At 56.8% G+C, this 21,681-nt stretch carries 17 protein-coding genes; 12 read left to right on the top strand and 5 right to left on the bottom strand.

Annotation, left to right across the window (positions count from 1 at the left end):
- Window positions 1-6: 6 nt before the first annotated feature.
- Window positions 7-717: a uracil-DNA glycosylase gene (locus CE153_RS05500; protein ID WP_099595442.1), complete on the bottom strand. Its 711-nt coding sequence runs from the start codon at window positions 715-717 to the stop codon at window positions 7-9.
- Between the two features lie 167 nt (window positions 718-884).
- Here CE153_RS05500 and CE153_RS05495 point away from each other — a divergent pair, with 167 nt between their 5' ends.
- Window positions 885-1,577, top strand: coding sequence for a LytR C-terminal domain-containing protein (locus CE153_RS05495; protein WP_099595441.1), 693 nt, complete (start codon window positions 885-887; stop codon window positions 1,575-1,577).
- Window positions 1,578-1,849: 272 nt separating this feature from the next.
- Entirely contained in the window at window positions 1,850-3,466 is a 1,617-nt protein-coding gene (gene groL / locus CE153_RS05490) for a chaperonin GroEL (RefSeq protein ID WP_099570776.1), read from the top strand.
- 129 nt (window positions 3,467-3,595) lie between these two features.
- Here groL and CE153_RS05485 read toward each other — a convergent pair whose 3' ends face one another.
- A complete protein-coding gene (locus CE153_RS05485) occupies window positions 3,596-3,886 on the bottom strand; it encodes a WXG100 family type VII secretion target (protein ID WP_099595440.1) in 291 nt (96 codons plus the stop codon).
- 83 nt (window positions 3,887-3,969) lie between these two features.
- On the opposite strand from CE153_RS05485, the gene CE153_RS05480 reads away from it, so the two are divergent.
- The 5 genes from CE153_RS05480 (at window position 3,970) to CE153_RS05460 (ending at window position 9,114) form a co-directional block, all read left to right on the top strand.
- Window positions 3,970-4,863, top strand: a complete 894-nt coding sequence (locus CE153_RS05480; protein WP_099595439.1) for a TPM domain-containing protein — start codon at window positions 3,970-3,972, stop codon at window positions 4,861-4,863.
- A gap of 3 nt (window positions 4,864-4,866) precedes the next feature.
- Window positions 4,867-5,598, top strand: a complete 732-nt coding sequence (locus CE153_RS05475; protein WP_003836535.1) for a response regulator transcription factor — start codon at window positions 4,867-4,869, stop codon at window positions 5,596-5,598.
- A 12-nt stretch (window positions 5,599-5,610) separates the two neighbouring features.
- Window positions 5,611-7,440, top strand: a complete 1,830-nt coding sequence (locus CE153_RS05470) for a HAMP domain-containing sensor histidine kinase (RefSeq protein ID WP_099595438.1) — start codon at window positions 5,611-5,613, stop codon at window positions 7,438-7,440.
- Between the two features lie 156 nt (window positions 7,441-7,596).
- On the top strand, window positions 7,597-7,986 hold the full coding sequence (locus CE153_RS05465; RefSeq protein ID WP_003836539.1) for a cold-shock protein: 390 nt from the start codon (window positions 7,597-7,599) through the stop codon (window positions 7,984-7,986).
- A 3-nt stretch (window positions 7,987-7,989) separates the two neighbouring features.
- The gene (locus CE153_RS05460) at window positions 7,990-9,114 is read left to right on the top strand and encodes a DUF3027 domain-containing protein (protein ID WP_099595437.1); all 1,125 of its coding nucleotides are present in this window, start codon (window positions 7,990-7,992) and stop codon (window positions 9,112-9,114) included.
- An 87-nt stretch (window positions 9,115-9,201) separates the two neighbouring features.
- On the opposite strand, the gene CE153_RS05455 is transcribed toward CE153_RS05460, so the two are convergent.
- Window positions 9,202-10,218, bottom strand: a complete 1,017-nt coding sequence (locus CE153_RS05455) for a universal stress protein (RefSeq protein WP_099570772.1) — start codon at window positions 10,216-10,218, stop codon at window positions 9,202-9,204.
- A gap of 140 nt (window positions 10,219-10,358) precedes the next feature.
- On the opposite strand from CE153_RS05455, the gene CE153_RS05450 reads away from it, so the two are divergent.
- Entirely contained in the window at window positions 10,359-12,944 is a 2,586-nt protein-coding gene (locus CE153_RS05450; RefSeq protein WP_099595436.1) for an ATP-dependent Clp protease ATP-binding subunit, read from the top strand.
- Window positions 12,945-13,057: 113 nt separating this feature from the next.
- Here the strand turns inward: CE153_RS05450 and CE153_RS05445 are convergent, their stop codons facing one another.
- Complete coding sequence (locus tag CE153_RS05445; protein ID WP_099595435.1) at window positions 13,058-14,383, bottom strand: amidohydrolase family protein; 1,326 nt, start codon at window positions 14,381-14,383, stop codon at window positions 13,058-13,060.
- A gap of 183 nt (window positions 14,384-14,566) precedes the next feature.
- On the opposite strand from CE153_RS05445, the gene CE153_RS05440 reads away from it, so the two are divergent.
- From CE153_RS05440 to CE153_RS05430, 3 genes are all read left to right on the top strand, one after another.
- Window positions 14,567-16,105, top strand: a complete 1,539-nt coding sequence (locus tag CE153_RS05440; protein ID WP_099595434.1) for a PucR family transcriptional regulator — start codon at window positions 14,567-14,569, stop codon at window positions 16,103-16,105.
- A gap of 163 nt (window positions 16,106-16,268) precedes the next feature.
- Window positions 16,269-17,627 (top strand): MFS transporter, encoded by a 1,359-nt coding sequence (locus CE153_RS05435; RefSeq protein WP_099595542.1) that lies wholly within the window; start codon window positions 16,269-16,271, stop codon window positions 17,625-17,627.
- A 148-nt stretch (window positions 17,628-17,775) separates the two neighbouring features.
- Window positions 17,776-18,534, top strand: a complete 759-nt coding sequence (locus tag CE153_RS05430) for a creatininase (RefSeq protein WP_099570768.1) — start codon at window positions 17,776-17,778, stop codon at window positions 18,532-18,534.
- Between the two features lie 173 nt (window positions 18,535-18,707).
- On the opposite strand, the gene CE153_RS05425 is transcribed toward CE153_RS05430, so the two are convergent.
- Window positions 18,708-20,144, bottom strand: coding sequence for a DUF349 domain-containing protein (locus CE153_RS05425; protein WP_099595433.1), 1,437 nt, complete (start codon window positions 20,142-20,144; stop codon window positions 18,708-18,710).
- Window positions 20,145-20,260: 116 nt separating this feature from the next.
- On the opposite strand from CE153_RS05425, the gene hisS reads away from it, so the two are divergent.
- Entirely contained in the window at window positions 20,261-21,652 is a 1,392-nt protein-coding gene (gene hisS, locus CE153_RS05420) for a histidine--tRNA ligase (protein WP_099595432.1), read from the top strand.
- Window positions 21,653-21,681: the final 29 nt, after the last annotated feature.

Genomic DNA, 21,681 nt, shown 5'->3' with positions numbered 1-21,681 from the left:
AACGGGTTAAGCTGACGGAAGGGACCAATTCACAGGCTTTTCACCTGCGGCGATGAGCGCTTGATTGGCGCGTGAGAACGGCTTGGATCCGAAGAATCCATATCGTGCTGACATGGGGCTTGGGTGGGGCGACTTGATGATGAACGCATTGGTGAGCAGCGGCTCCAACGTTTGCGCCTTGCGTCCCCACAGAATGGCGACCAAGGGTTTGACGCTGCCGTCGGGATTACAGCGGTTGTTGAGCGCCCTGATCGCAGCGTCAGTGACGATCTCCCATCCTTTGTCTTGGTGGCTGCCGGGCTTGCCCGCCTCGACGGTCAGACACCTGTTCAGCAGCATGACGCCCTGGTTCGTCCAAGGCGTCAGATCGCCGTTCGCTGGCATGGGGATGCCGAGATCATCCGTCAGTTCCTTGTATATGTTGGTCAGGCTGCGAGGTATCGGCTTGACTTCCGGTGCCACGCAGAAGCTCAGTCCCACCGGATGTCCGGGGGTGGGGTAGGGGTCCTGTCCTACGATAAGCACCTTGATGCTGTCGAACGGAATGGTGAACGCGCGTAGAATATTCGCGCTAGCCGGAAGGTATCGGCGTCCGGCTGCGATCTCCCCTCGGAGAAAATCGCCCATGTGGTGCACCTGTGGCTCGACTTCGGCGAGGGCGTCCGCCCATCCGGACTCCACGAGGTCTTTCAATGGTTTGATGTGCGCTTGTGTCATGAACCTTACTGTACGACGTGTTGCGGTCCAGACGGTTGGCATGGTCTGGTTTTCACGGGATGGTTTCACGAACGTGCGGAATAGGGTGGGAATGCGGTTTGATTGCGTTCTGACTGAGGTGGTCGGTACACTTGGCAGATAAGTGTGTGAGAAACGAGGTTTGCAATATGGCTAAGCAGGACAAGGAGACCTACGATTCCTACGAGAAGGATGTGTACGATAATCCTCCGTCGGGGCCTATGGGCGTTCACCGTGGCGCGCGTTCTGCGGCGTCCCGTGCCGTGCCGTACGTCATTGTCATCATCGTGGCGCTACTTGCTGGTCTGCTGTTCTGGGGCGTTTACTCGGGTGAGATCAACAATCTGAAGATGCCGTGGTCGTCGCAGGAGAGTTCGACTGCTTCAAGTGCCGAAAAGGCCAAGAGCGCCAAGAGCGCCAAGAGCAAGTCCGAGTCCCGATCCGACTCCGCTTCTGGCAATGAGGCGGACGCATCCAATACCGATTCGTCGACCGGCTCGCAGCAAAGCGAACAAAACGAGCAAAACGCCGAACAGGATGCCGAGCAGACGGATAACGCTACTGCGCAGCAGGTCGTGAACACGGGCACCGAGGTGCGCGTGGTGAACGCGACGAACATCACCGGTTATGCGCAGAGCAAGGTCGATGTGCTGACCCAAGCCGGGTACACCAGCGTTTCCGCCAGTAATCCGACGGGAAACGTTCCCTCGCAGACCGTGGTTTGGTATCAGAACGAAACCGATAAGGCCACCGCCGAGAATGTCGCCCAGACCTTGGGAATCTCGAATGTGCAGCAGAGTAATGGGCTTGTCACGCCGATCGTCGTGGTGTTGCTGGACTGAAAAACGCCGTGGCAAACATGTGAAGCCTTGTTCTCCTCGTGGGGGCAAGGCTTTTTGTTTTCTTGAAATTCCAATGATTATGGCGTTTTTTATGAGGTTTGGTTTCTTGCTTACAGCGCAACCATCGACATTGAGTTTGGCACTCTCGTCCTGAGAGTGCTAATCTGCCAATTAGCACTCGAGGAGTGAGAGTGATAACTGGCAGCTGACGGCTGGTGCGTTCTTCGCTTCGAAAGTGGGAATAATACCGTGTAGCCATATGTGGAGGAACAATGGCAAAGATCATCGCATACGACGACGAAGCTCGTCAGGGAATGCTCGCGGGTCTCGACAAGCTCGCTGACACCGTCAAGGTCACCCTCGGTCCGAAGGGCCGCAACGTGGTTCTCGACAAGACCTACGGCGCTCCGACCATCACTAACGATGGCGTTTCCATCGCCAAGGAAATCGACTTGGATGACCCGTACGAGCGCATCGGCGCCGAACTGGTCAAGGAAGTCGCCAAGAAGACCGACGACGTCGCTGGCGACGGCACCACCACCGCAACCGTGCTCGCACAGTCCCTGGTGCACGAAGGCCTGAAGAACGTCACCGCCGGTTCCAACCCGATCGCTCTGCGTCGTGGTATCGAGAAGGCTTCTGAGGCTATCGTCAAGGAGCTTATCGCAGCTGCCAAGGACGTTGAGACCAAGGACCAGATTGCTGCCACCGCAACGATTTCCGCAGCCGATCCGGAAGTCGGCGAGAAGATCGCCGAAGCGCTGGACAAGGTCGGTCAGGATGGTGTTGTGACCGTTGAAGACAACAACCGTTTCGGCTTGGATCTGGACTTCACCGAAGGCATGCGTTTCGACAAGGGCTACATCGCCCCGTACTTCGTGACCAACGCCGAAGATCAGACCGCAGTGCTTGAAGAGCCGTACATCCTGCTGACCTCCGGCAAGGTGAGCTCCCAGCAGGACGTCGTGCACATCGCCGAACTGGTCATGAAGACCGGCAAGCCGCTGCTGATCATCGCCGAGGACGTCGACGGCGAGGCTCTGCCGACCCTGATCCTGAACAACATCCGCGGCACCTTCAAGTCCTGCGCCGTCAAGGCTCCGGGCTTCGGTGACCGCCGCAAGGCCATGCTGCAGGATATGGCCATTCTGACCGGCGCACAGGTCGTGTCCGACGAACTGGGTCTCAAGCTCGACTCCGTCGACATGTCCGTGCTCGGCACCGCCAAGAAGGTCATCGTCTCCAAGGATGAGACCACCATCGTGGCCGGCGGCGGCTCCAAGGAAGACGTGGCTGCCCGCGTGGCCCAGATTCGTGCCGAAATCGCCAACACCGATTCCGATTACGATCGCGAGAAGCTGCAGGAGCGTCTGGCCAAGCTGGCTGGCGGCGTTGCCGTCATCAAGGTTGGCGCTGCTACCGAAGTCGAGGCCAAGGAACGCAAGCACCGCATCGAAGATGCCGTTCGCAACGCCAAGGCGGCCATCGAAGAAGGCCTGCTGCCGGGCGGCGGTGTCGCTCTGGTTCAGGCTGCTGCCAAGGCCGAGAACGACGTCAAGCTCGAAGGCGACGAGGCAACCGGTGCGGCGATCGTGTTCCGCGCCATCGAAGCTCCGATCAAGCAGATCGCCGAGAACGCTGGCCTGTCTGGCGATGTGGTGATCGACAAGGTCCGTTCCCTGCCTGACGGCCAGGGCCTGAACGCTGCAACCAACGAGTACGAGGACCTGCTGGCTGCCGGTGTCACCGACCCGGTCAAGGTCACCCGTTCCGCTCTGCAGAACGCAGCCTCCATCGCTGGTCTGTTCCTGACCACCGAGGCTGTTGTGGCCAACAAGCCGGAACCGCCGGCAGCCGCTCCGGCCGCTGGCGCTGACATGGGCTACTGATCCAAAGGTTCGGCAAAGCCTAACGGCATAAGCGAAAAGCTATCAGCGGAGCCCGCTTCCCAAGGTGGAGGCGGGCTCCGCTTCTCTTTGTGCCTGCTACTGCTTTGACCGTATCGGAAGCATCTGCCGCTACTGCGCGAACAGACGCGACGCCTGCATTTCGGTTTCCGAATAGAGCGTGGACGCTTGCGAAAGCGCATGTTGAATCGATTCAAGCGACTGCTCCATCTGCTGCTGGGCTGCCCGCCATTGTTCCGCCACCGCATTGAATTGCGTGGCGGCTCCGCCGCGCCAAACGCTTTGCAGATTGTTGAGATTGGCGTACATGCCTTGCACCGATTGACGAATCGCTTGGATGGAGGCGTTCACTGCCGCGCTTGAGGATTGAATCTGTTCGCTGTCCACCTGATACTGTGCCATGATGATCCTTTCGTTGCTGCGTTTTGTATGATGGTTTTCGCCGTTCCTCATGCTTGACGCATCCGAACGGTAATGTGGACTGTATGGCAAGAGTGAACGCGATGAACGAAAAAACCAGGGTTGTGGTCGGAGAATGGCCGAATTCGTGTCCTACCGGCGTGTCGCAACAAGGGCAAAACTTTAAAAATCGTTGGAACGAAGCGCTTTGTGCGCTTCTTGCCATGATATTGTGCTGTACTGCGATGATGTGGATAACTCCCGTCGGCAATGCGGATGAGGGTACCGGCACCGGCATCACGGCTACTGAAAACATCACTGACACCCAGAATCTGCTCGGATCGAATGTCGCTGAAATCACGGACGCCATCAGCAAAACGAAGCAGGAAACCGGGGTTTCCGTGCGTCTGCTGTATCTGGCGAGCTTCAACAGCGACGAAAAACCTGCGAAATGGGCGAGCGCATTGTTGGAATCGCTTGATCCGAAGCCGAATACGGTGTTGTTGGCGGTCGCTTCGAATGACGGCAATCTGGTGGTTGCCGTGTCATCGAATTCCGACGAATGGCTGAAAAAGAAGTCGACCGTCGATGCGCTTTCCGATGCCGCGCAGAAACCTCTGATGGAAAGCACCCCAGATTGGTCGAAGTCCGCGACCGATATGATGGATCAGATCGTAGTGCAGAAGAAGACCTCGACGTCGTCGCAAACGGTGCTGTTGGGTGTTGGCGGCATGATCGCCGTATTGGTGTTGCTGATTGTGATTATGGTGGTGTTCCATATTCTGCGCAAACGTGGCGTCATCAAGCGTAAGGTCCGTAAGCATGCGGGGAGGCATGCCGTGGTTACCATGCGTTCCGAGCCGGTGAAGGCGTGGAGCGTTGATGACGAGCCGTCTGCTGATGCGCCTGATAAGGAACCGACGCCAAAGGAAGATTCAGAATCCGTTCAGGAAACATCCAGTGAAAAGAGTGATGCTTAAGGCATGAGCAAGCCTATTGAAGCATCCATTGTCGTTGTTGATGACGAACCGTCCATCCGCGAACTGCTGGTGGCGTCCCTGCATTTCGCCGGTTTTGAAGTGAATACCGCGGCTTCGGGATCCGAGGCCATCGAGGTTATCGAAAAAATACAGCCTGATTTGATCGTGCTTGACGTGATGCTCCCGGATATCGACGGCTTTACGGTGACTCGTCGCATTCGTCAAGAGGGCATCACCACGCCGGTGCTGTATCTGACGGCTCGTGACGATACGCAAGATAAAGTCATGGGCCTGACCGTGGGTGGCGATGATTACGTGACCAAGCCGTTCAGTCTTGAGGAGGTTGTCGCGAGAATCCGCGCCATCTTGCGCCGTACCCAGGAGCAGGTTGAAGACGATCCGATCATTCGCGTCGCCGATCTGGAAATCAACGAGGATTCGCATGACGTGTCCCGCGCCGGCCAGCCGATCGACTTAAGCCCCACCGAATACAAGCTGCTTCGTTATCTGATGGATAACGAGGGACGTGTGCTTTCGAAAGCGCAGATTCTGGATCACGTGTGGCAGTACGATTGGGGCGGAGACGCTGCGATCGTTGAATCGTATATTTCCTACCTGCGTAAGAAGGTCGACGGCCTTACGGTTGAGGATGAGAACGGCGAGAAGCGCAAAGTGGCTCCACTCATCGAAACGAAGCGTGGCATCGGTTACATGATTCGCGCGCCGAAGAACTAAACGGTTCCTACGATGAGTCAGGATATCCGTCAGCCGTCAGCTGACCCGCAGAACGCGCAGAAGAACGCCGCCCAGCCGTGTCCGCAACGTGTGCCCTTGCGCCGGCGGATCGGCAGGAAGGTGCAGGCCATTCCACTGAGTACCAAGCTGGTCACCTGCATCATTGTGCTGCTCACCATTGGCACCATTGGTATTTCCTTTTCCATTCGTACACTTGTAAGCAATTATCTGCTGCAGAAAACCGACAATCAGTTGGTGAATCAGGCGCAGATGATCTTCAATAGCATGGATTCGCTGGACAGCACTACAAGCGAAGATGGCAGGAGCTTGGTGAACACGTACTATGTTGAGGTACGTGACAGCGAATACAGGCGTACGGGAGCGGGATCGGTGCCCATGCTTCGGGAGGGCGTGGTATCCGAGCCGAGCCTGCCCTCCGACGGCAGTATCGATGGGGTTACGCTAGGAGAGCCGTTCACCACGCAGGCGGTGGTGCATGTCACCACCAGTCGGATGCCAGATCATTCCATCATGCAGGCCGCGCAGTCGCCATGGCGTGTAGTGGCGTTGCCCTGGAGCGAGAAAAGCAAAACCGGTGAAGTCAAAAACAGTGGCGTCGTGTTCATCGGATTGTCTCTCAGCGACCAGATTGACACCGCGAACACGTTGACGCGGTTCTGCGCCATGGTCGGCATCGCAGTGGTGCTGATCGGCGTCATCCTCGGCACCATCGTCGTGCAAAGCACGCTTGCTCCGTTGAAACGTATCGAAAAGACTGCGGCGAAGATCGCGGCAGGGGATTTGAGCCAGCGCGTTCCCGACTTGCCGGAGAACACGGAAGTCGGTTCGCTGTCCATGTCGTTGAACGCCATGCTGACGCGCATTGAGGAAAGCTTCCACGCGCAGGAGGAAACGACTGAGAAGATGAAGCGGTTCGTTTCCGACGCCAGTCATGAATTGCGTACCCCGCTTGCTGCGATTCATGGTTACGCGGAACTCTACAAAATGCAGCGTGACATGCCGGGGGCGTTGGAGCGTGCCGACGAGTCCATCGCGCATATCGAGGCGTCCAGCGCGCGTATGACGGTGTTGGTGGAGGATCTGCTTTCTTTGGCGCGTCTTGACGAAGGTCGTGGCATCGATATCACCCAGCAGGTGAAGCTCACTTCCGTGGTGAAGGACGCTGCCGACGATTTGCATGCGCTTGATCCGAATCGTGGCATCACCTGCGGCCAGGTGGTGCTGCAGCCAGGGCAAGATATGAACAATCCTGCGAGGTTGACGTTCCAACCGGGGCAGATGCCGGATATTACGCTGACGGGCGATGCTTCAAGGTTGCGTCAGGTGGTGACCAATATCGTTGGCAATATCCACCGCTATACGCCGGCCGATTCGTCGGTGGAGGTTTCGATGGGCGTGTTGCCGGCTTCCATCAGCCCGGAGTCGTTGTCTCGCATGCCGTCGAACGAGCAGTCGCTGCGTCACTTGGTCGAAGCCATCGAAGTCGGGCAGTCGATGCAGGTGGGTATGAACTATGCGATCGTTCGCTTCAGCGATCATGGTCCCGGCGTTCCGGCCGAGGCGCGTTCAAAGATTTTCGAACGTTTCTATACGGCTGACCCGTCCCGAGCTCGGCAGAAGGGCGGCACCGGCCTTGGCATGGCGATCGCGCAATCCGTGGTCAAGGCGCATCACGGTTTCATCTGCGCTTCCGGCAGCGAGGGAACCGGCTTGACATTGACGGTGGTGCTTCCGGTGGCTCCGGTGGAGCCGCGTCCGTTGACGCAGGCCAGTGACGAACGCAAGGGTGACAAGTGGGGCCGCAGGCCGAAAAAGCAGTGATGCAAACGCCTGAAAAGGCCTGATTTGACGGTTATTGGCGCAAGAGATGGTATATATCCCACCTCTTGCGCTAAACTGTATCTTTGATTTGTAATCGGTGAGCGGTTTTCTTTCGCTTGCCCGAAGGTATGTGGATTACGTAAGAGTGAGGTGACAATGCCTAGCGGACGCGTTCGTTGGTTCGATGCGAACAAAGGCTATGGTTTTATTCAGAACGAGCAGGGCGCCGATGTGTTCCTGCCTGCAGCTGCCCTGCCGGAGGGCGTGAAGACGTTGCGCAAGGGCGCAAAGGTCGAGTATTCCGTGGTGGAGGGCCGCCGTGGCCCGCAGGCGATGGGCCTTACGCTCGTCGCGTCCGCTCCGTCTCTGGTCAAGGCGACGCGACCGAAGCCGGATGATATGGCCGCCATCGTGGAGGATCTCATCAAGCTTCTGGATTCCGCCGGAAACCAACTGCGCCGACATCATTACCCGTCGCCGGCCGAAAGCAAGAAACTGGCCACGCTGATGCGTGCCGTGGCCGACAACTTCGACGTACAGGAATAATTCATGTCCGATACCACAATGGATCCCAGGGCGATCGCTCAAGCGGCGGCCATTGAAGTCGCCGATGAGGATAGTCAGGTCGGCGACTTCGTCGAAGCCATCGATTTGGGAGACAACGTCACTGATTTTCGTTTCGAAACTCGCGTGCGCGGGTATGAGGGATGGCAGTGGTCGGTGACGTTGTATCACGATGTCGAGTTGGATCATTGGACGGTCAATGAGTCGTCGTTGGTGCCTACCGACAAGGCGTTGCGTCCACCGGAATGGATTCCGTGGAAGGATCGTCTCGAACCGACCGACTTGGCGGTGACCGATTCGATCGGTACCGATCCCGACGATCCCCGTATGGAGGAGGGGTTCCGTAAGACGGAACCTGCCGAACCGGGCGAAAGCGTTTCCTCCGATGCGGAGTCTGCCGAAACGACGAATGCCAGCGATAATGCCGAGATGGACGCTGACGGGGCTGCCGGCTCGCAAGGCGAGAGCGCTGCAGCATCGGTGACTTCTGAAGAGGATATCGACGAGGCGGTTGAGGAATTCGACCTGTCCCGCCGACACGTGCTTACGTCTTTGGGACGTTCCCAGACCGCGAAACGTTGGTATGAGGGGCCACGTGGACCGAAGTCGTTGTCCACCAAGACGTCGGATGGCAATCCGTGCTCGACGTGCGGATTCTTCATTCCCCTGAAAGGCGAGCTGAACCTCCTGTTCGGCGTGTGCGCCAACAAGTGGAGTCCTGATGACGGTCGTGTCGTGTCCATCGACCATGGCTGTGGCGAGCATTCCGAGATCGAGCCTCCGGAACCGTCGCATCTGTGGGTGCAGTCGAAGCCGGCCTTTGATGACCTTCATATCGACATCATCGCGCAGGCTCCGCGTGACGAGCGCAGTTCCGTCGAACTGATCGAACGGTTGTCAGTGGACGAAGGCAACAATCCGAACGATGAGGAGGAAGCCTCCGAAGCCGATATCGAAGCTAATACCGTGGATGACGACGCGAATCAGGAAGAAGTGCTCGAACACACGGCCCCGCAGGACGAACCTGAAGTGGAAGCCACCGTTGAGCTAGGCGGTGACGAGGATTCGGAAGCCGAAGAGGCGCCTGAAAACGATTCGGAAGCCGAATAATCCGGTTTTACTGCAGATAGGGGAGAAGCCCGCATTCCCAACTTGGGGGGAGCGGGCTTCTCTCATATCTGTAAACGTTGCAAATGCTTAGTGCACGACGGTGACGGTGCAATCGGCGAAATTGACGATCTGTTTGGAGACGGAACCGAGGAAATGCGCATCCAATCCAGACAGTCCGCGGGAACCGACCACCAAATGGCGTGCGTAACGGGAAGCTGCGATTAGTCCCTTCGCCGCGGAGATATGGAAGGCGTGCGATTCGATCTGGAAATCGTCGGGAATGCCGGCCGTGGGAATCTCCACCGAATCGAGCAGCTCGTCAAGAATGCGTTCCGCACGCTCCTGACCTACGGCTATTGGCGCGATGGCGTTCTCATACCCTTCGATGACACCGAGATCTTTCAGCTGCCAGCAGAACATCACCTGCAGGGGAGCGTGATGCAGTGCAGCCAGATCGATGGCGAACCGCAGGGCGTGTCGCGATGTTTCCGATCCGTCGACGCCAACCACAATCGGACGCTGGCTTCTTGGCAGCGGGGAACCCGGCAGGTCGTATGTCACGGTGTTCTCCGAGGGCGTAAGCGCATTGGCGATGGCATCCTGCACGCTGGATTCCTCGTTGTCGAGAATGCGCACCACGGTGACCGGAACCTCCGCAGCTTCGGCGAGCGAAGCTGAAAGAGATCCGAGGAACCAGCGCGCTACGCGGCCAAGGGAACGGCGTCCTACCACAATCTGCTGCGCGTCCCTGCCTATCTCCAGCAATGCGGATGTTCCTGTGGCCTTGACCGATGTGAGTTTGACATGATCCTCATTGATGGTCATGCCTTGCGAAGCCTCGGAAACCCAGTCACGAAGCTTCTGCGCGATATCATGACGGACTTCGGCCCATTGTTCTTCGTCTTCCGGCTCTGATCCCATATCCCAGGAATGGGACCAGGCGAACACTGCATTGACCTGCTGGCCGGTAAGCGATGCCTCGTTCAGCGCCCAGCGTAATGCGGCGAAGGATTCGTCGGAACCGTCAACGCCGACGACGATATCATGGAGACGAGTGTCTGCGATCGATCCGGAACCGGCCGCATTTAGGGTGGTGTCGCTCATCTTGGTGACCTCCTTGGTCGTTGCTATATGTCAAGCATATACGTTCGGTTGCGTCGAAAGCGCAATTTACGCGCGGATGAAGCAAACGTCACCGCGAATCGGTAGAGTGTTGAAGGACTAACAAGAGTGGAAGGACAAGCATGTTCGAACGGTTTACCGACCGTGCGCGGCGCGTGATCGTGCTGGCGCAGGAAGAAGCTCGTACCCTCCAGCACAACTACATCGGTACCGAGCATCTGCTGCTTGGCCTGATTCGCGAGGGTGACGGCGTCGCAGCCAAGGCGCTGGCCTCAAAGGGTGTGACCTTGGATGACACCCGCAAACAGGTCGAAGAGATGATCGGTAAGGGGAATGCCACGCCGAACGGCCACATTCCCTTCACTCCGCATGCCAGGCAGGTGTTGGAGCTGTCGCTGCGTGAGGCGTTGCAGCTGGGGCACAGCTATATCGGCACCGAGCATATCCTGCTCGGTCTGATTCATGAAGGCGAAGGCGTGGGCACTCAAGTGCTGATCAAGATGGATGTCAATCTTGGTGAACTGCGCAGCGCCACCATCGACTTGATTCGTGGCAATTCCGGTGATGGCAAGGGCGACGGCAAGGGTGATTTGGCCAACGCCGGTGGCGTACAGGATCGCCGCAACCAGACCGGTTCCGCGATTCTTGACCAGTTTGGCCGCAATCTGACCGCCGAAGCTGCCTCCGGCAAGCTTGATCCGGTGATTGGCCGCTCGAGTGAGATCGAGCGTGTGATGGTGGTACTGAGCCGCCGCACCAAGAACAATCCGGTGCTGATCGGCGAGCCGGGTGTCGGCAAAACCGCCGTGGTCGAAGGCTTGGCGCAGAAGATCAACGCCGGTGACGTTCCGGAGACGTTGAAGGGCAAACAGGTCTATTCGTTGGATCTGGGCTCCATGGTGGCTGGTTCACGCTACCGTGGCGATTTCGAGGAACGCCTGAAGAAGGTGCTCAAGGAGATCAAGACCCGCGGTGACATCGTGCTGTTCATCGATGAGATCCACACCATTGTGGGCGCTGGCTCTGCAGACGGTGCTCTTGGCGCTTCCGACATGCTGAAGCCCATGCTGGCCCGTGGCGAGCTGCAGACCATTGGCGCTACCACCACTGACGAGTATCGCAAGTACATCGAGAAGGATGCGGCTCTCGAACGTCGTTTCCAGCCGATCCAGGTGCATGAGCCGAGCATTGCCGAGACCATTGAGATCCTTAAGGGCTTGCGTTCCCGTTACGAGAACCACCACCATGTGACGATCACCGACGGCGCGTTGCAGGCCGCGGCCGAGCTGTCGAGTCGTTACATTCAGGACCGTCACCTGCCCGACAAGGCCATCGATCTGATTGATGAGGCTGGCGCGCGCCTGCGCATCCGTCGACTGACCGCTCCGCCGGAACTCAAGGAACTCGACACGAAGATCGCCAAGCTTGCCGAAGAGAAGGACCAGTCCATCAAGGATCAGGACTTCGAAAAGGCCGCTGAGCTGCGTGATAAGCAGGAGAAGCTGGAATCCGAGCGCAAGCAGAAGGAATCCTCATGGCGTGAAGGCGAATCCGACGTGAAGATGGTCGTGGATGAGGATGTCATCGCCGAAGTGATTTCCCAGACCACCGGCATTCCGGTGTTCAAGCTCACCCAGGCCGAGTCCAAGAAGCTCATGACCATGGAAAGCGAGCTGCACAAGCGCATCATCGGCCAGGATGAGGCCGTGTCCGCATTGAGCCGTTCCATCCGCCGCGCACGTGTTGGCTTGAAGGATCCGAAGCGTCCGTCCGGTTCGTTCATCTTCGCCGGCCCCACCGGTGTTGGCAAGACCGAGCTGGCCAAGACGCTCGCCGAATTCCTGTTCGACGACGAGGACGCGCTGATTCGTGTCGACATGTCCGAATTCTCCGAGAAGTATGCGGCTTCGCGCCTGTTTGGTGCTCCTCCGGGATACGTCGGCTACGAAGAGGGCGGCGAACTCACCGAGAAAGTGCGTCGCAAGCCGTTCTCCGTGGTGCTGTTCGATGAGATCGAAAAGGCCCATCCGGATATCTTCAACACGCTGCTGCAGGTGTTGGATGATGGTCACCTGACCGATGGGCAGGGCCGCAAGGTGGACTTCAAGAACACCATCATTATTCTGACCACCAATCTTGGTACTCGTGACATCGCCAAGGCCGCCAACACCGGCTTCAACTTGGGCGTCAACACTGAGTCGAGCTACCAGCGCATGAAGGATCAGGTCTCCGCGGAGCTGAAGCAGCAGTTCCGTCCGGAATTCCTGAACCGTCTGGACGACATCATCGTGTTCAAGCAGCTCACCGAGCCACAGGTGCGTCAGATCGTCGATCTTGACGTCAAGCAGCTCAATGAACGCTTGTTCGATCGCCACATGTCGCTCGAGCTTACCGACGCTGCCAAGGATCTGCTCGCGCAGAAGGGCTTCGATCCGTTGCTGGGTGCGCGTCCGCTGCGTCGCGTGATTCAACGCGACGTCGAAGACGCCATTTCGGAGAAGATCCTGATGGGCGAACTCGAAGATGGTCAGCGCGTGAAGGTCGATGCGGAAGGCGAAGGCATTCTGGGCGAGTTCACCTTTACTGGTGAAGCGTTCGAAGATCCAAACACGGAGCCTGTTGAAGCCGATACTGCTGAAACTGAAGTTGCACCGGCTGACGCTGAGGCACCTGCCGAATCGACGGAATCCGCAGAATCCGCCGAATAAGCAATCGGTACGCAAATAACGCAATAAACAAGAGGCCTTGAAATCATGTGCAATGATTTCAAGGCCTCTTTGTATGTCTTTCGCATACCGGAAATAATTCAGAATCCAATGAGTTACAACGTCAGCAAATCAAGATCAGTATCGATCGACGTGTTGCGGGTAAACAGCGTACGCCCCTCGCGTACCGAACGAAGCACTTCGCAACGCTCATATACGGCATCAAACACGCTGGAAGCATCAAGCACAATGAAGCTTGCCGGCTTGCCCGCCTCAAGACCATACGAATCTCGCATGCCGAGCGTGGTCGCACCATTGACCGTCAGGAACTTCAACGCATCATCGATCTCCTCAAAACTCATCATCTGCGCCAGATGCAGCACATAATCGAGAATCAGCATCATATTGCCGTTACCGACCGGATACCAGGGATCCTGCATGGAATCTTGACCAAGCGACACGTTCACTCCGGCCTCGGTGAGTTCCTTGACTCGCGTGATGCCGCGATGCTTCGGGAACGTGTCTTGACGCCCCTGCAGATACAGATTTTCCGTAGGCGCGCAGGCGAAATTGATATGTGAGGCCTTCAGCAACTTGGTCAGATGGAAGAAATAGGCATTGTCGGCCGATCCCAAGGAGCAAGTGTGGCTTGCCGTGGTCTTCGAACCAATACCGGCGCGATAGGCGAGTGCGGACAGCAATTCAAGATAACGTGAGTTTGGATCGTCGGTTTCGTCACAATGCACGTCGATGAGTTTGTTGTACTTCGAAGCCAGTTCGACCACGGTGTGCATGGAACGTTCGCCGAACTCACGGCACTGCTCGAAATGCGGAATGCCACCGACACAATCAGCACCCATTTTCAGACCTTCCTCAACCAAATCCGCTCCGGATTCGCCATGAGGACCTTCATAGGAGTACATGCCCTCCTGCGGGAAGGAGACGATCTGCAGCGTGACAGTATCTTTCAGTTCCTCCTTAAGCTCCAGCAGGGCTTTGAGCGAGGTAAGATTCGGATCGGTCACATCGGCGTGCGAACGAATGAACTGCACGCCATGACGCATTTCCTTGGCGATGCCGATTTTCGCGCGTTCTTTGATCTCGTCGACAGTGAGATCTGCTTTGGTTTCACTCCAACGCTGAATGCCTTCGAACAGGGTGCCTGACTCGTTCACCGCGCCGGGCTTGCGTGCGGTAAAGACGTAATCAAGATGCAGATGGGTGTCGCAGAATGGTGGACAGACCAGCTTTCCGCCCAAATCGATGACTTCCACGCTCGCCATATCTTTGCCTTGTGCTTCGAGTGTTGCTTTGAGATTGGGTGCAATGCTGATGAACTTGCCGTCTTCGACGAGAATATCTTGGATTGCCGCTGTTTCGGCTGCGGTGCTGTCTGGCATGCCGGTGGCGATGTGTGCGTTGGTGAACAGTTGCGTGTTCATAATCGCTCCTTCCAATACGAGTTTTCATGCGAGTTTTCGGGTTCCGGCAGACGTTTTGTCATATGTCCATTGGGTTACGGAAGGGAACCTTTGACGTAATCGTTGATGGTTATTGTCGGCGTATTGCTTTGCGGTCACGTTACTTGATGTGACATGTGTATTACTTCGGATTGGACGGTTTGTATGGCTGTTACGGTGAGGGAAGTGCTCGATGATGCCTTGGTTGCGACGGCGGAACCACAGGTTGAAGTTGCTGGCGATAGCTTGGATAATCCGGTGCGTTGGGTGTTCACCAACGAACGCGAGGACGTCGCCTCATTTCTGGCGGGAGGTGAGCTTCTGGTGGTGGAGGGGCGATCTTTAGTTGCGGACGGTCGTGAAAAACGTGCGGACGAATATGTGAAAAGCCTCGTGAATGCTGATATTGCGGCATTGATGGTCGAATTGGTTGAAGAAGTCACCCAACTGCCGAAAATGTTGGTGAAGGCAGCCAAGCATGAAGGGCTTACGATTATTGGATTGCGCCGTCGCATTCCTTTCGTCGATATCTGCCAGAGCGTCAATACCATGATTGTGCGTGGTCAGATGCGTATGCAGATGCAAGTGGACGTTATGTCAACTTCGTTGCGTTCTGAGCTTGCTCAGGTGTCCAATCCCAAAGCCGTTGCCGATAGCATCGCGAACCTGTTCGGTGAGGATGTGGTCATATTCGACGTGGACGGTCTTGAAGTCGCCCGAGCTGGACAGAACATCAATACCGCTACAGATTGCGGCATTGTGCTTGCATTGGAGGAACAGAAACGGCCTTTGGGTGCTTTGGAGATCAGCCAGCGCAATACGGTGTTCGATGAAGCGATGTGCAGAAGGATCGAACAGATTGCCGCTCCGGTTTTGGCACTGTATCTCGATGGAGGAGCGCGCGTCGGCATGGTGGCGCATCTGATTGCGGGGCCGGAAGATGGCGTGCATGTTTCGTCGATGGAGGCGCGTGAGGGCCATGCCATGCTTGATGCGTTGGGATTCGCCGCTTCGGGCGTGTATATGCCATTTGCCATGAAACTCAAGTCGGTGTCCAACGCCATGCCGGCAATCGTGTCGATGATCGACGATTTCGAATCCAACGGCGGTTGCGAATCGATCTGTTTGTTGGAAGGCGATTTAATGATCGGTTTTCTCGCAGCGCAAGACAGCGGCGGCGATGCGTCGGTATTTTCAGATCGGTGTTTGCATGCGTTGACGCAAGTCGCTGCAAACGAATACGTATATACCGTGCATGGCCGCGCAGCGTTGGACACGATTTCATTGATGGACGCGTTCGGTGCGTTGCGCAGTGTGATCCGAACATGCATTTCGAACGATGCGGAATGCCCGTATGGAACCCTCGAATGTGTGGATTCCTCTTTGCTGGAACGCATGTTGGGAATGGAACGTACCGATGAGGCCGTGCGCATGGTGATCACGCAGACGGTGGGGTATGAGCTTATGCATAACGCCATGCTGATCGACACGTTGTGCGCTTGCTTCGACAATCTCGACAACAAGACCGGCGCATGCGAGCAATTAGGTATCCAACGGCAGACGTTGTACAACCGATTGGACAAAGTGACACAGATCGTGGGTATATCGCCTACCGATAAAATCAGCTGGTCAATGCTGCTTTTAGGCGCGAAAATAGCGAAATCGCAACATAATCACACCGTATCTTCCACTTCGACGCTGTAAGCAAGGGGAACTTGGCAAAACGTCAAAAACAAATGGTTGCGGTTTAACAATCAGTTCACTTTGGCGCAAATACTTCGGGCGATAGTCAGAGTCACAACGTTCGCCGGGTATGAAGAAAATGCGAACGTACAGACAGATTCAGCAGAAGAAAGCAGGTGACATGATGAGTGCCAGTGCAACAATCGCAACCGCCAACAGGGCTTCCGTGTCTGAACAGTCCGAAGAGCAGAAGATGGTCAAGAAAGTGGCCGTCTCGTCTTTCCTCGGCAATTTCATTGAATGGTTCGACTACGCTTCCTATTCCTACTTCGCGGCCACCATCGCTCTGGTGTTTTTCCCGTCCGGCAATCACACGGTCGCCATGCTGCAGACGTTCGGCGTGTTTGCACTGTCATTCGTACTTCGTCCGATCGGTGCACTGTTTTGGGGCAATTGCGGCGATAAGAAAGGACGCAAGGGCGCTCTTGCGATTTCCATCATGTTCATGTCGGGTGCATCGTTCCTGATTGGCTGCCTGCCGTCATATGCTGTGATCGGCATTTTCGCTCCGGCACTGTTGCTGCTGCTTCGTATGGTGCAGGGCTTCTCCGCTTCCGGTGAATATGCCGGCGCCGCAACCTTCCTTGGCGAATACGCGCCGACCAAGAAGCGTGGCATCTACTGCTCGTTGATTCCGGCATCCACCGCCATCGGTCTGCTCGTAGGCTCCACGCTCGCCACCGTGATGACCGCTTCGCTGAGCTCTGATGCACTGACCTCTTGGGGATGGCGTATTCCGTTCCTCATGGCCGGCCCGCTTGGTCTGATCGTGCATTTCATCCGTACCAAGCTCGCTGATTCGCCGGTGTATGCTTCCATGACCGAAGCTTTGGACGACAAGCAGCAGTTCGCTTCCACCACTAAGAGCATCTCCCCACTGCGCGAGCTGTTCCAGAACCATTTCAAGACTCTGGTCATCAGCTTCGGCGCCTGCGTGCTCAACGCGGTCGGCTTCTACACGGTGCTCACCTACCTGCCGACCTATCTGAGCGACACGGTTGGCATGGCTGCCGCACAGTCGTCCACCATCACCACCATCTGCCTGGTACTGTATGTGGCTTTGGTGTTTGGCATGGGTCACATCTCCGACACGTTCGGACGCAAGAAGGTGCTGATTGGTGCATGCGTGGCCTTCATCGTGCTCACTGTTCCGGCCTTCATGGCGCTGAACACCGCACAGTTCTGGCCGGTGCTGATCGTTGAGCTCGCCATGTGCGCCACCTTGACCGCCAACGACGGTACGCTTTCGAGCTACCTGACTGAGACCTTCCCGACATCGGTTCGTTTCACCGGCTTCGCATTCAGCTTCAACCTTGCCAACGCCATCTTCGGTGGAACCGCACCGTTCATCGCAACCTGGCTGATCTACACCACCGGTTCGAGCATCGCTCCGGCCTGGTACATGGTGGCGGTGTCCGCCGTGGCACTGGTCGCCATGATTCTCTCTCACGAAAACACGGATAAGGATCTGAGCCGCATCTGAGAAGAAACGGTTTTATGAGACAATTCCTCGAAACAATAAACGCCGTCCCTGAAACATCGATTGCAACATCGATTCGCGGGGACGGCATCATCGCAATCATTATCAATTGTTGAAACGCAAACCAACAACAGCACATAAAGGAGCAATCATGAGCAGCAGCCGTCGGATGGACCATATGACCTGGCCGGAAATCGAAGCATCGAAATCAAAGCCGGTTATTGTGCCAATCGGCTCCACCGAACAGCATAGCCAGCATCTTCCCCTTGGTGTGGACGCCATGATCGCCAGCCATGTGTCTGAAGACCTCGCCGAACGCATCGACGGCATCGTGGCACCGACCATGAACTACGGGTACAAGTCGAAGCCACTTTCCGGGGGCGGCCCATTGTTCCCCGGCACCATCGACATGAACGGTGTGACGGTGATCAATCAAATGCATGATGTGCTTGGCGAGCTGATCGCGGACGGTTTCACCAAAATCGTGGTGATGAACGCGCATTTCGAAAACGAGGCGTTCATTATCGAGGCAATCGATCTGATCACCCGCGAAACCGGGGGAGTGGCCACCATCGTCGAAACCAACTGGTGGGATCCGCTGCCGGAGAACGTGGTCGAGCAGGTGTTCGACGGACTCGTGTTCCCCGGGTGGGCGTTGGAACATGCCGCAGTGACGGAAACCTCATTGATGATGCATTATGAGCCGGAACTGGTGCATATGGACCGTGTGATCGACGAAGGCAATGTTATACCGAAGGCTTACGTGCGCTATCCGGTGCGCAAGGGCGACGTTCCGGATTACGGCGGACTGGCCACTCCTGCAGGTTCCAGCGCCGAACGAGGCAAGCTCATCGTCGATGCCTGCATTGATGCGGTGGCCGATATTTGTGCTGCCGAATTCGGCGCATGATAGTTGAATATTCTGTATGGTGATTGCGCATGTGAGAGCACATGCGATCATACGAAGAAGGCTGGTATGTAACGGATTTTGTCACGTACCAGCCTTCTTGATTATGCCTGAGTGAAGTCCAACTGATATTTGACCGCATCTCTGTGGCGCAACCAAATATCAGGATTTGCGACTTATTTGATGGCGTTCAGCCACTGCTCCTTGGTGGCCTTCTCGGATTCAAGCTTGGCCTTCTTCTTCGGATCGGATTCGGCTGCGATCTTTGCGTCAAGCTCGGCGAGCTGCGCGTTGAGCTGCTCCTCGAAGGAGGATTTGCGGGCGTCGGCTTCCGGATCGGACTGCTTCCACGCGGCATCCTCTACAGCCTTGATCTGCTTGTCGACGGCGTCGAGGCGACCCTCGATACGGCGTACTTCGTCGCGTGGTACATAGCCGATCTGATCCCACTCCTCCTGAATGGAGGCGAGAGCCTGACGAGCCTGCTTGGCGCTTTCCTCATCCTTAACGGGAACAAGCGCCTCGGCCTTGACCAGCAGAGCTTCCTTCTTGGCGAGATTTTCCTTCTCAGAGGAGCTGATCTGATCACGATCGGCCTGACGCGCGTTGAAGAATGCGTCTGCGGCGGCGCGGAAACGCTCCCACATGGCGTCATCATCACGACGACCGGCGCGACCGGCCTTCTTCCAACGATCCATCAGCTCGGTAAACTTGCGGGAAGTCTCAACCCAAGCGGTGGAATCCTGAAGTGCCTCGGCCTCCGCGATGATGGCTTCCTTGGTCGCCTTGGCGGAATTACGTTCTTCGTCACGGCTCTGCACCCACTTGCGGCGGGCGAAATTAAACTTGGTGCGAGCCGCGGAGAAGCGGGACCACAGGGCATCTGCGTCTTCCTTATCGATACGGATGTTGTTGCGCTGGTGTTCCTGCCACTGCTGGAAAAGTGAACGGAACTTGTCGGCAGTGGAACGCCAGTTGGTGTTTTCGTCAAGGGAATCAGCCAATGCCTCGGCCTTCTCCACAATGGCGGTACGCTCCTCAAGAGCCTTGGCGATGGCAGCCTTGCGTGCCTCGGTCAACGCGGTTTTCTTAGCCGCGCCTTCCTCCTTCAGTGCCTCGAACTGGGCCTTGAGAGCGGCCAGATCGCCCACCACTGCCGGCTTTTCGGTTTCCACGGACAACGTCTTGATGGTTTCGTCGATTTCGCGGGACTTCACATTATTGGCCTTGAGCTTGTTGGCGAACAGGTCCAGCTTGGCCTTCAGATCAAGGTAACGGCGGGCATACAGGGCCAGCGCCTCTTCCTTGGAGGCGTCAGGGAACTGGCCGACCTCACGTTCTTCTTCGCCGTCCTTGACGAACACGGTGCCATCATCGGCGACACGGCCGAACGCTTCGGCGGCCTTCACATCAGTATCGGAGAATCCGGTGGACGCTGCAGCCGGGGCGGTGTGCTGCGGAGCCTTCTTGGCGAAGGCTGCAGGGCTCGGAGCGTGCGGCTTCATTGAAGCAGGGCTCGGAACGGCCGGTTTGCTGGCCTTGACTGCGGGCGTCGTCGCCTGCTCGGTGGTTTCATTAATGTTCTCGGACGCGGTGACATTCTCGTCGGCCATGGCCAGCTCCTTTAAGTAAGCTTCATGTAGTGCAGGGTATGCGGATCATACGAACGTGCTTCCAAAGCTTGAAAAACGCGATGCATTTTCCGCAACCTCATTTATTATAGGGAATCGTGGCAAAAGGCGCATCTATTTCAGGATTTCCAGAGTGGCTCCCCTCTGAACGTGTTGTGGAGCAGCGTGTTATCGACACGCTCCGTGAAGTTTTCGAGCTCAATGGCTTCATAGGCATTGAAACTCGTGCGGTTGAGCAGGGTTCGAGCCTGCTCAAAAAAGGCGAGACCAGTAAAGAGATTTACTTGCTGAGCCGTCTTCAGGAGGTCGGTCATGAGTCCGACACTCCGATTGAAGATCGCCTTGGTCTGCATTTTGATTTGACTGTTCCGCTGAGCCGTTATGTCGTTGAGCATTCGGGTGATTTGGCGTTCCCGTTTAAGCGTTGGCAGATTCAGAAGGTCTGGCGTGGCGAACGTCCTCAGGAAGGTCGTTTCCGCGAGTTCGTGCAGGCCGATATCGATGTGATCGGCAATGGTGATCTACCGGATCATTATGAGGTTGAGTTGCCGCTGGTCATGGTATCGGCTTTGGAACGTCTGCGCGAGTTCGGTCTGCCGAAGGCCACCGTGCACGCGAACAACCGCAAGCTCTCCGAAGGTTTCTACCGTGGTTTGGGCCTGAACGACATCGAAGGCGTGCTTCGTGAGATCGACAAGCTCGACAAAATCGGTGCCGACGAAGTGGCCAAGTTGCTGGTGGAAGGTTGCGGAGCCAACGAGAATCAGGCTCGTGCGTGCCTTGAGCTCGCGGAGCTTACCGCCGCCGATGGTGCGGAGCTGTCCAGCAAGTTCGACGCGTTGTGCGAGAAGCACGACATCGCCAATGATTCCGAGGCGTATGCGCTCGCACGTCAGGGTCTTGACACGTTGGCGATGATTGTTGACGAGGCCGCTCGTATTCGCCCGGGCTCCGTGATTGCGGATCTGAAGATCGCCCGCGGCTTGGATTATTACACCGGTTCCGTGTATGAGACGTTCCTTGACGGTGCAGCCTCGCTCGGATCTATCTGCTCCGGAGGTCGTTACGACAACCTCGCATCGCAAGGCAGCAAGAAGTACCCGGGTGTGGGCCTGTCCATTGGCCTGTCTCGCTTGGTTTCGTATATGCTGCACACCGCCGGTGCCCACGCGAATCGTGTGTCCCCGGCTTCTGTGCTCGTGGCCGTGTGGAACGAGGAGGACCGTTCCGCGTCCAACCTGATCGCCAACCAGCTGCGTGCCCGTGGCATCGCCGCTGACGTGGCTCCGACCGCGGCCAAGCTCGGCAAGCAGATCAAGTATGCCGACAAGCTCGGCATTCCGTACGTGTGGTTCCCTGCAGACGAGTCCGCGCAAGACGCTTCGGACGAAGTCAAGAACATTATCACAGGCGACCAGCAGCCGGCCGACGCACAGTCTTGGGAGCCGGATACTGTGTATGCCCAGCAAACCGTTACTGTAGAAGCCTGAAATCGCAAGACTTCAATCAAGAGAATAAG

The sequence above is a fragment of the Bifidobacterium sp. N4G05 genome, from assembly GCF_002742445.1.
Lineage (GTDB): Bacteria > Actinomycetota > Actinomycetes > Actinomycetales > Bifidobacteriaceae > Bifidobacterium > Bifidobacterium hominis.
This window is presented reverse-complemented; position numbering and strand designations above follow the sequence as displayed.

Excerpts from the sequence above, each read along its gene's own strand:
- CE153_RS05500 (WP_099595442.1), bottom strand. The coding sequence starts at position 717 with ATGACACAAGCGCACATCAAACCATTGAAAGACCTCGTGGAGTCCGGA.
- CE153_RS05495 (WP_099595441.1), top strand. The coding sequence starts at position 885 with ATGGCTAAGCAGGACAAGGAGACCTACGATTCCTACGAGAAGGATGTG.
- groL (WP_099570776.1), top strand. The coding sequence starts at position 1,850 with ATGGCAAAGATCATCGCATACGACGACGAAGCTCGTCAGGGAATGCTC.
- CE153_RS05485 (WP_099595440.1), bottom strand. The coding sequence starts at position 3,886 with ATGGCACAGTATCAGGTGGACAGCGAACAGATTCAATCCTCAAGCGCG.
- CE153_RS05480 (WP_099595439.1), top strand. The coding sequence starts at position 3,970 with ATGGCAAGAGTGAACGCGATGAACGAAAAAACCAGGGTTGTGGTCGGA.
- CE153_RS05475 (WP_003836535.1), top strand. The coding sequence starts at position 4,867 with ATGAGCAAGCCTATTGAAGCATCCATTGTCGTTGTTGATGACGAACCG.
- CE153_RS05470 (WP_099595438.1), top strand. The coding sequence starts at position 5,611 with ATGAGTCAGGATATCCGTCAGCCGTCAGCTGACCCGCAGAACGCGCAG.
- CE153_RS05465 (WP_003836539.1), top strand. The coding sequence starts at position 7,597 with ATGCCTAGCGGACGCGTTCGTTGGTTCGATGCGAACAAAGGCTATGGT.
- CE153_RS05460 (WP_099595437.1), top strand. The coding sequence starts at position 7,990 with ATGTCCGATACCACAATGGATCCCAGGGCGATCGCTCAAGCGGCGGCC.
- CE153_RS05455 (WP_099570772.1), bottom strand. The coding sequence starts at position 10,218 with ATGAGCGACACCACCCTAAATGCGGCCGGTTCCGGATCGATCGCAGAC.
- CE153_RS05450 (WP_099595436.1), top strand. The coding sequence starts at position 10,359 with ATGTTCGAACGGTTTACCGACCGTGCGCGGCGCGTGATCGTGCTGGCG.
- CE153_RS05445 (WP_099595435.1), bottom strand. The coding sequence starts at position 14,383 with ATGAACACGCAACTGTTCACCAACGCACACATCGCCACCGGCATGCCA.
- CE153_RS05440 (WP_099595434.1), top strand. The coding sequence starts at position 14,567 with ATGGCTGTTACGGTGAGGGAAGTGCTCGATGATGCCTTGGTTGCGACG.
- CE153_RS05435 (WP_099595542.1), top strand. The coding sequence starts at position 16,269 with ATGAGTGCCAGTGCAACAATCGCAACCGCCAACAGGGCTTCCGTGTCT.
- CE153_RS05430 (WP_099570768.1), top strand. The coding sequence starts at position 17,776 with ATGAGCAGCAGCCGTCGGATGGACCATATGACCTGGCCGGAAATCGAA.
- CE153_RS05425 (WP_099595433.1), bottom strand. The coding sequence starts at position 20,144 with ATGGCCGACGAGAATGTCACCGCGTCCGAGAACATTAATGAAACCACC.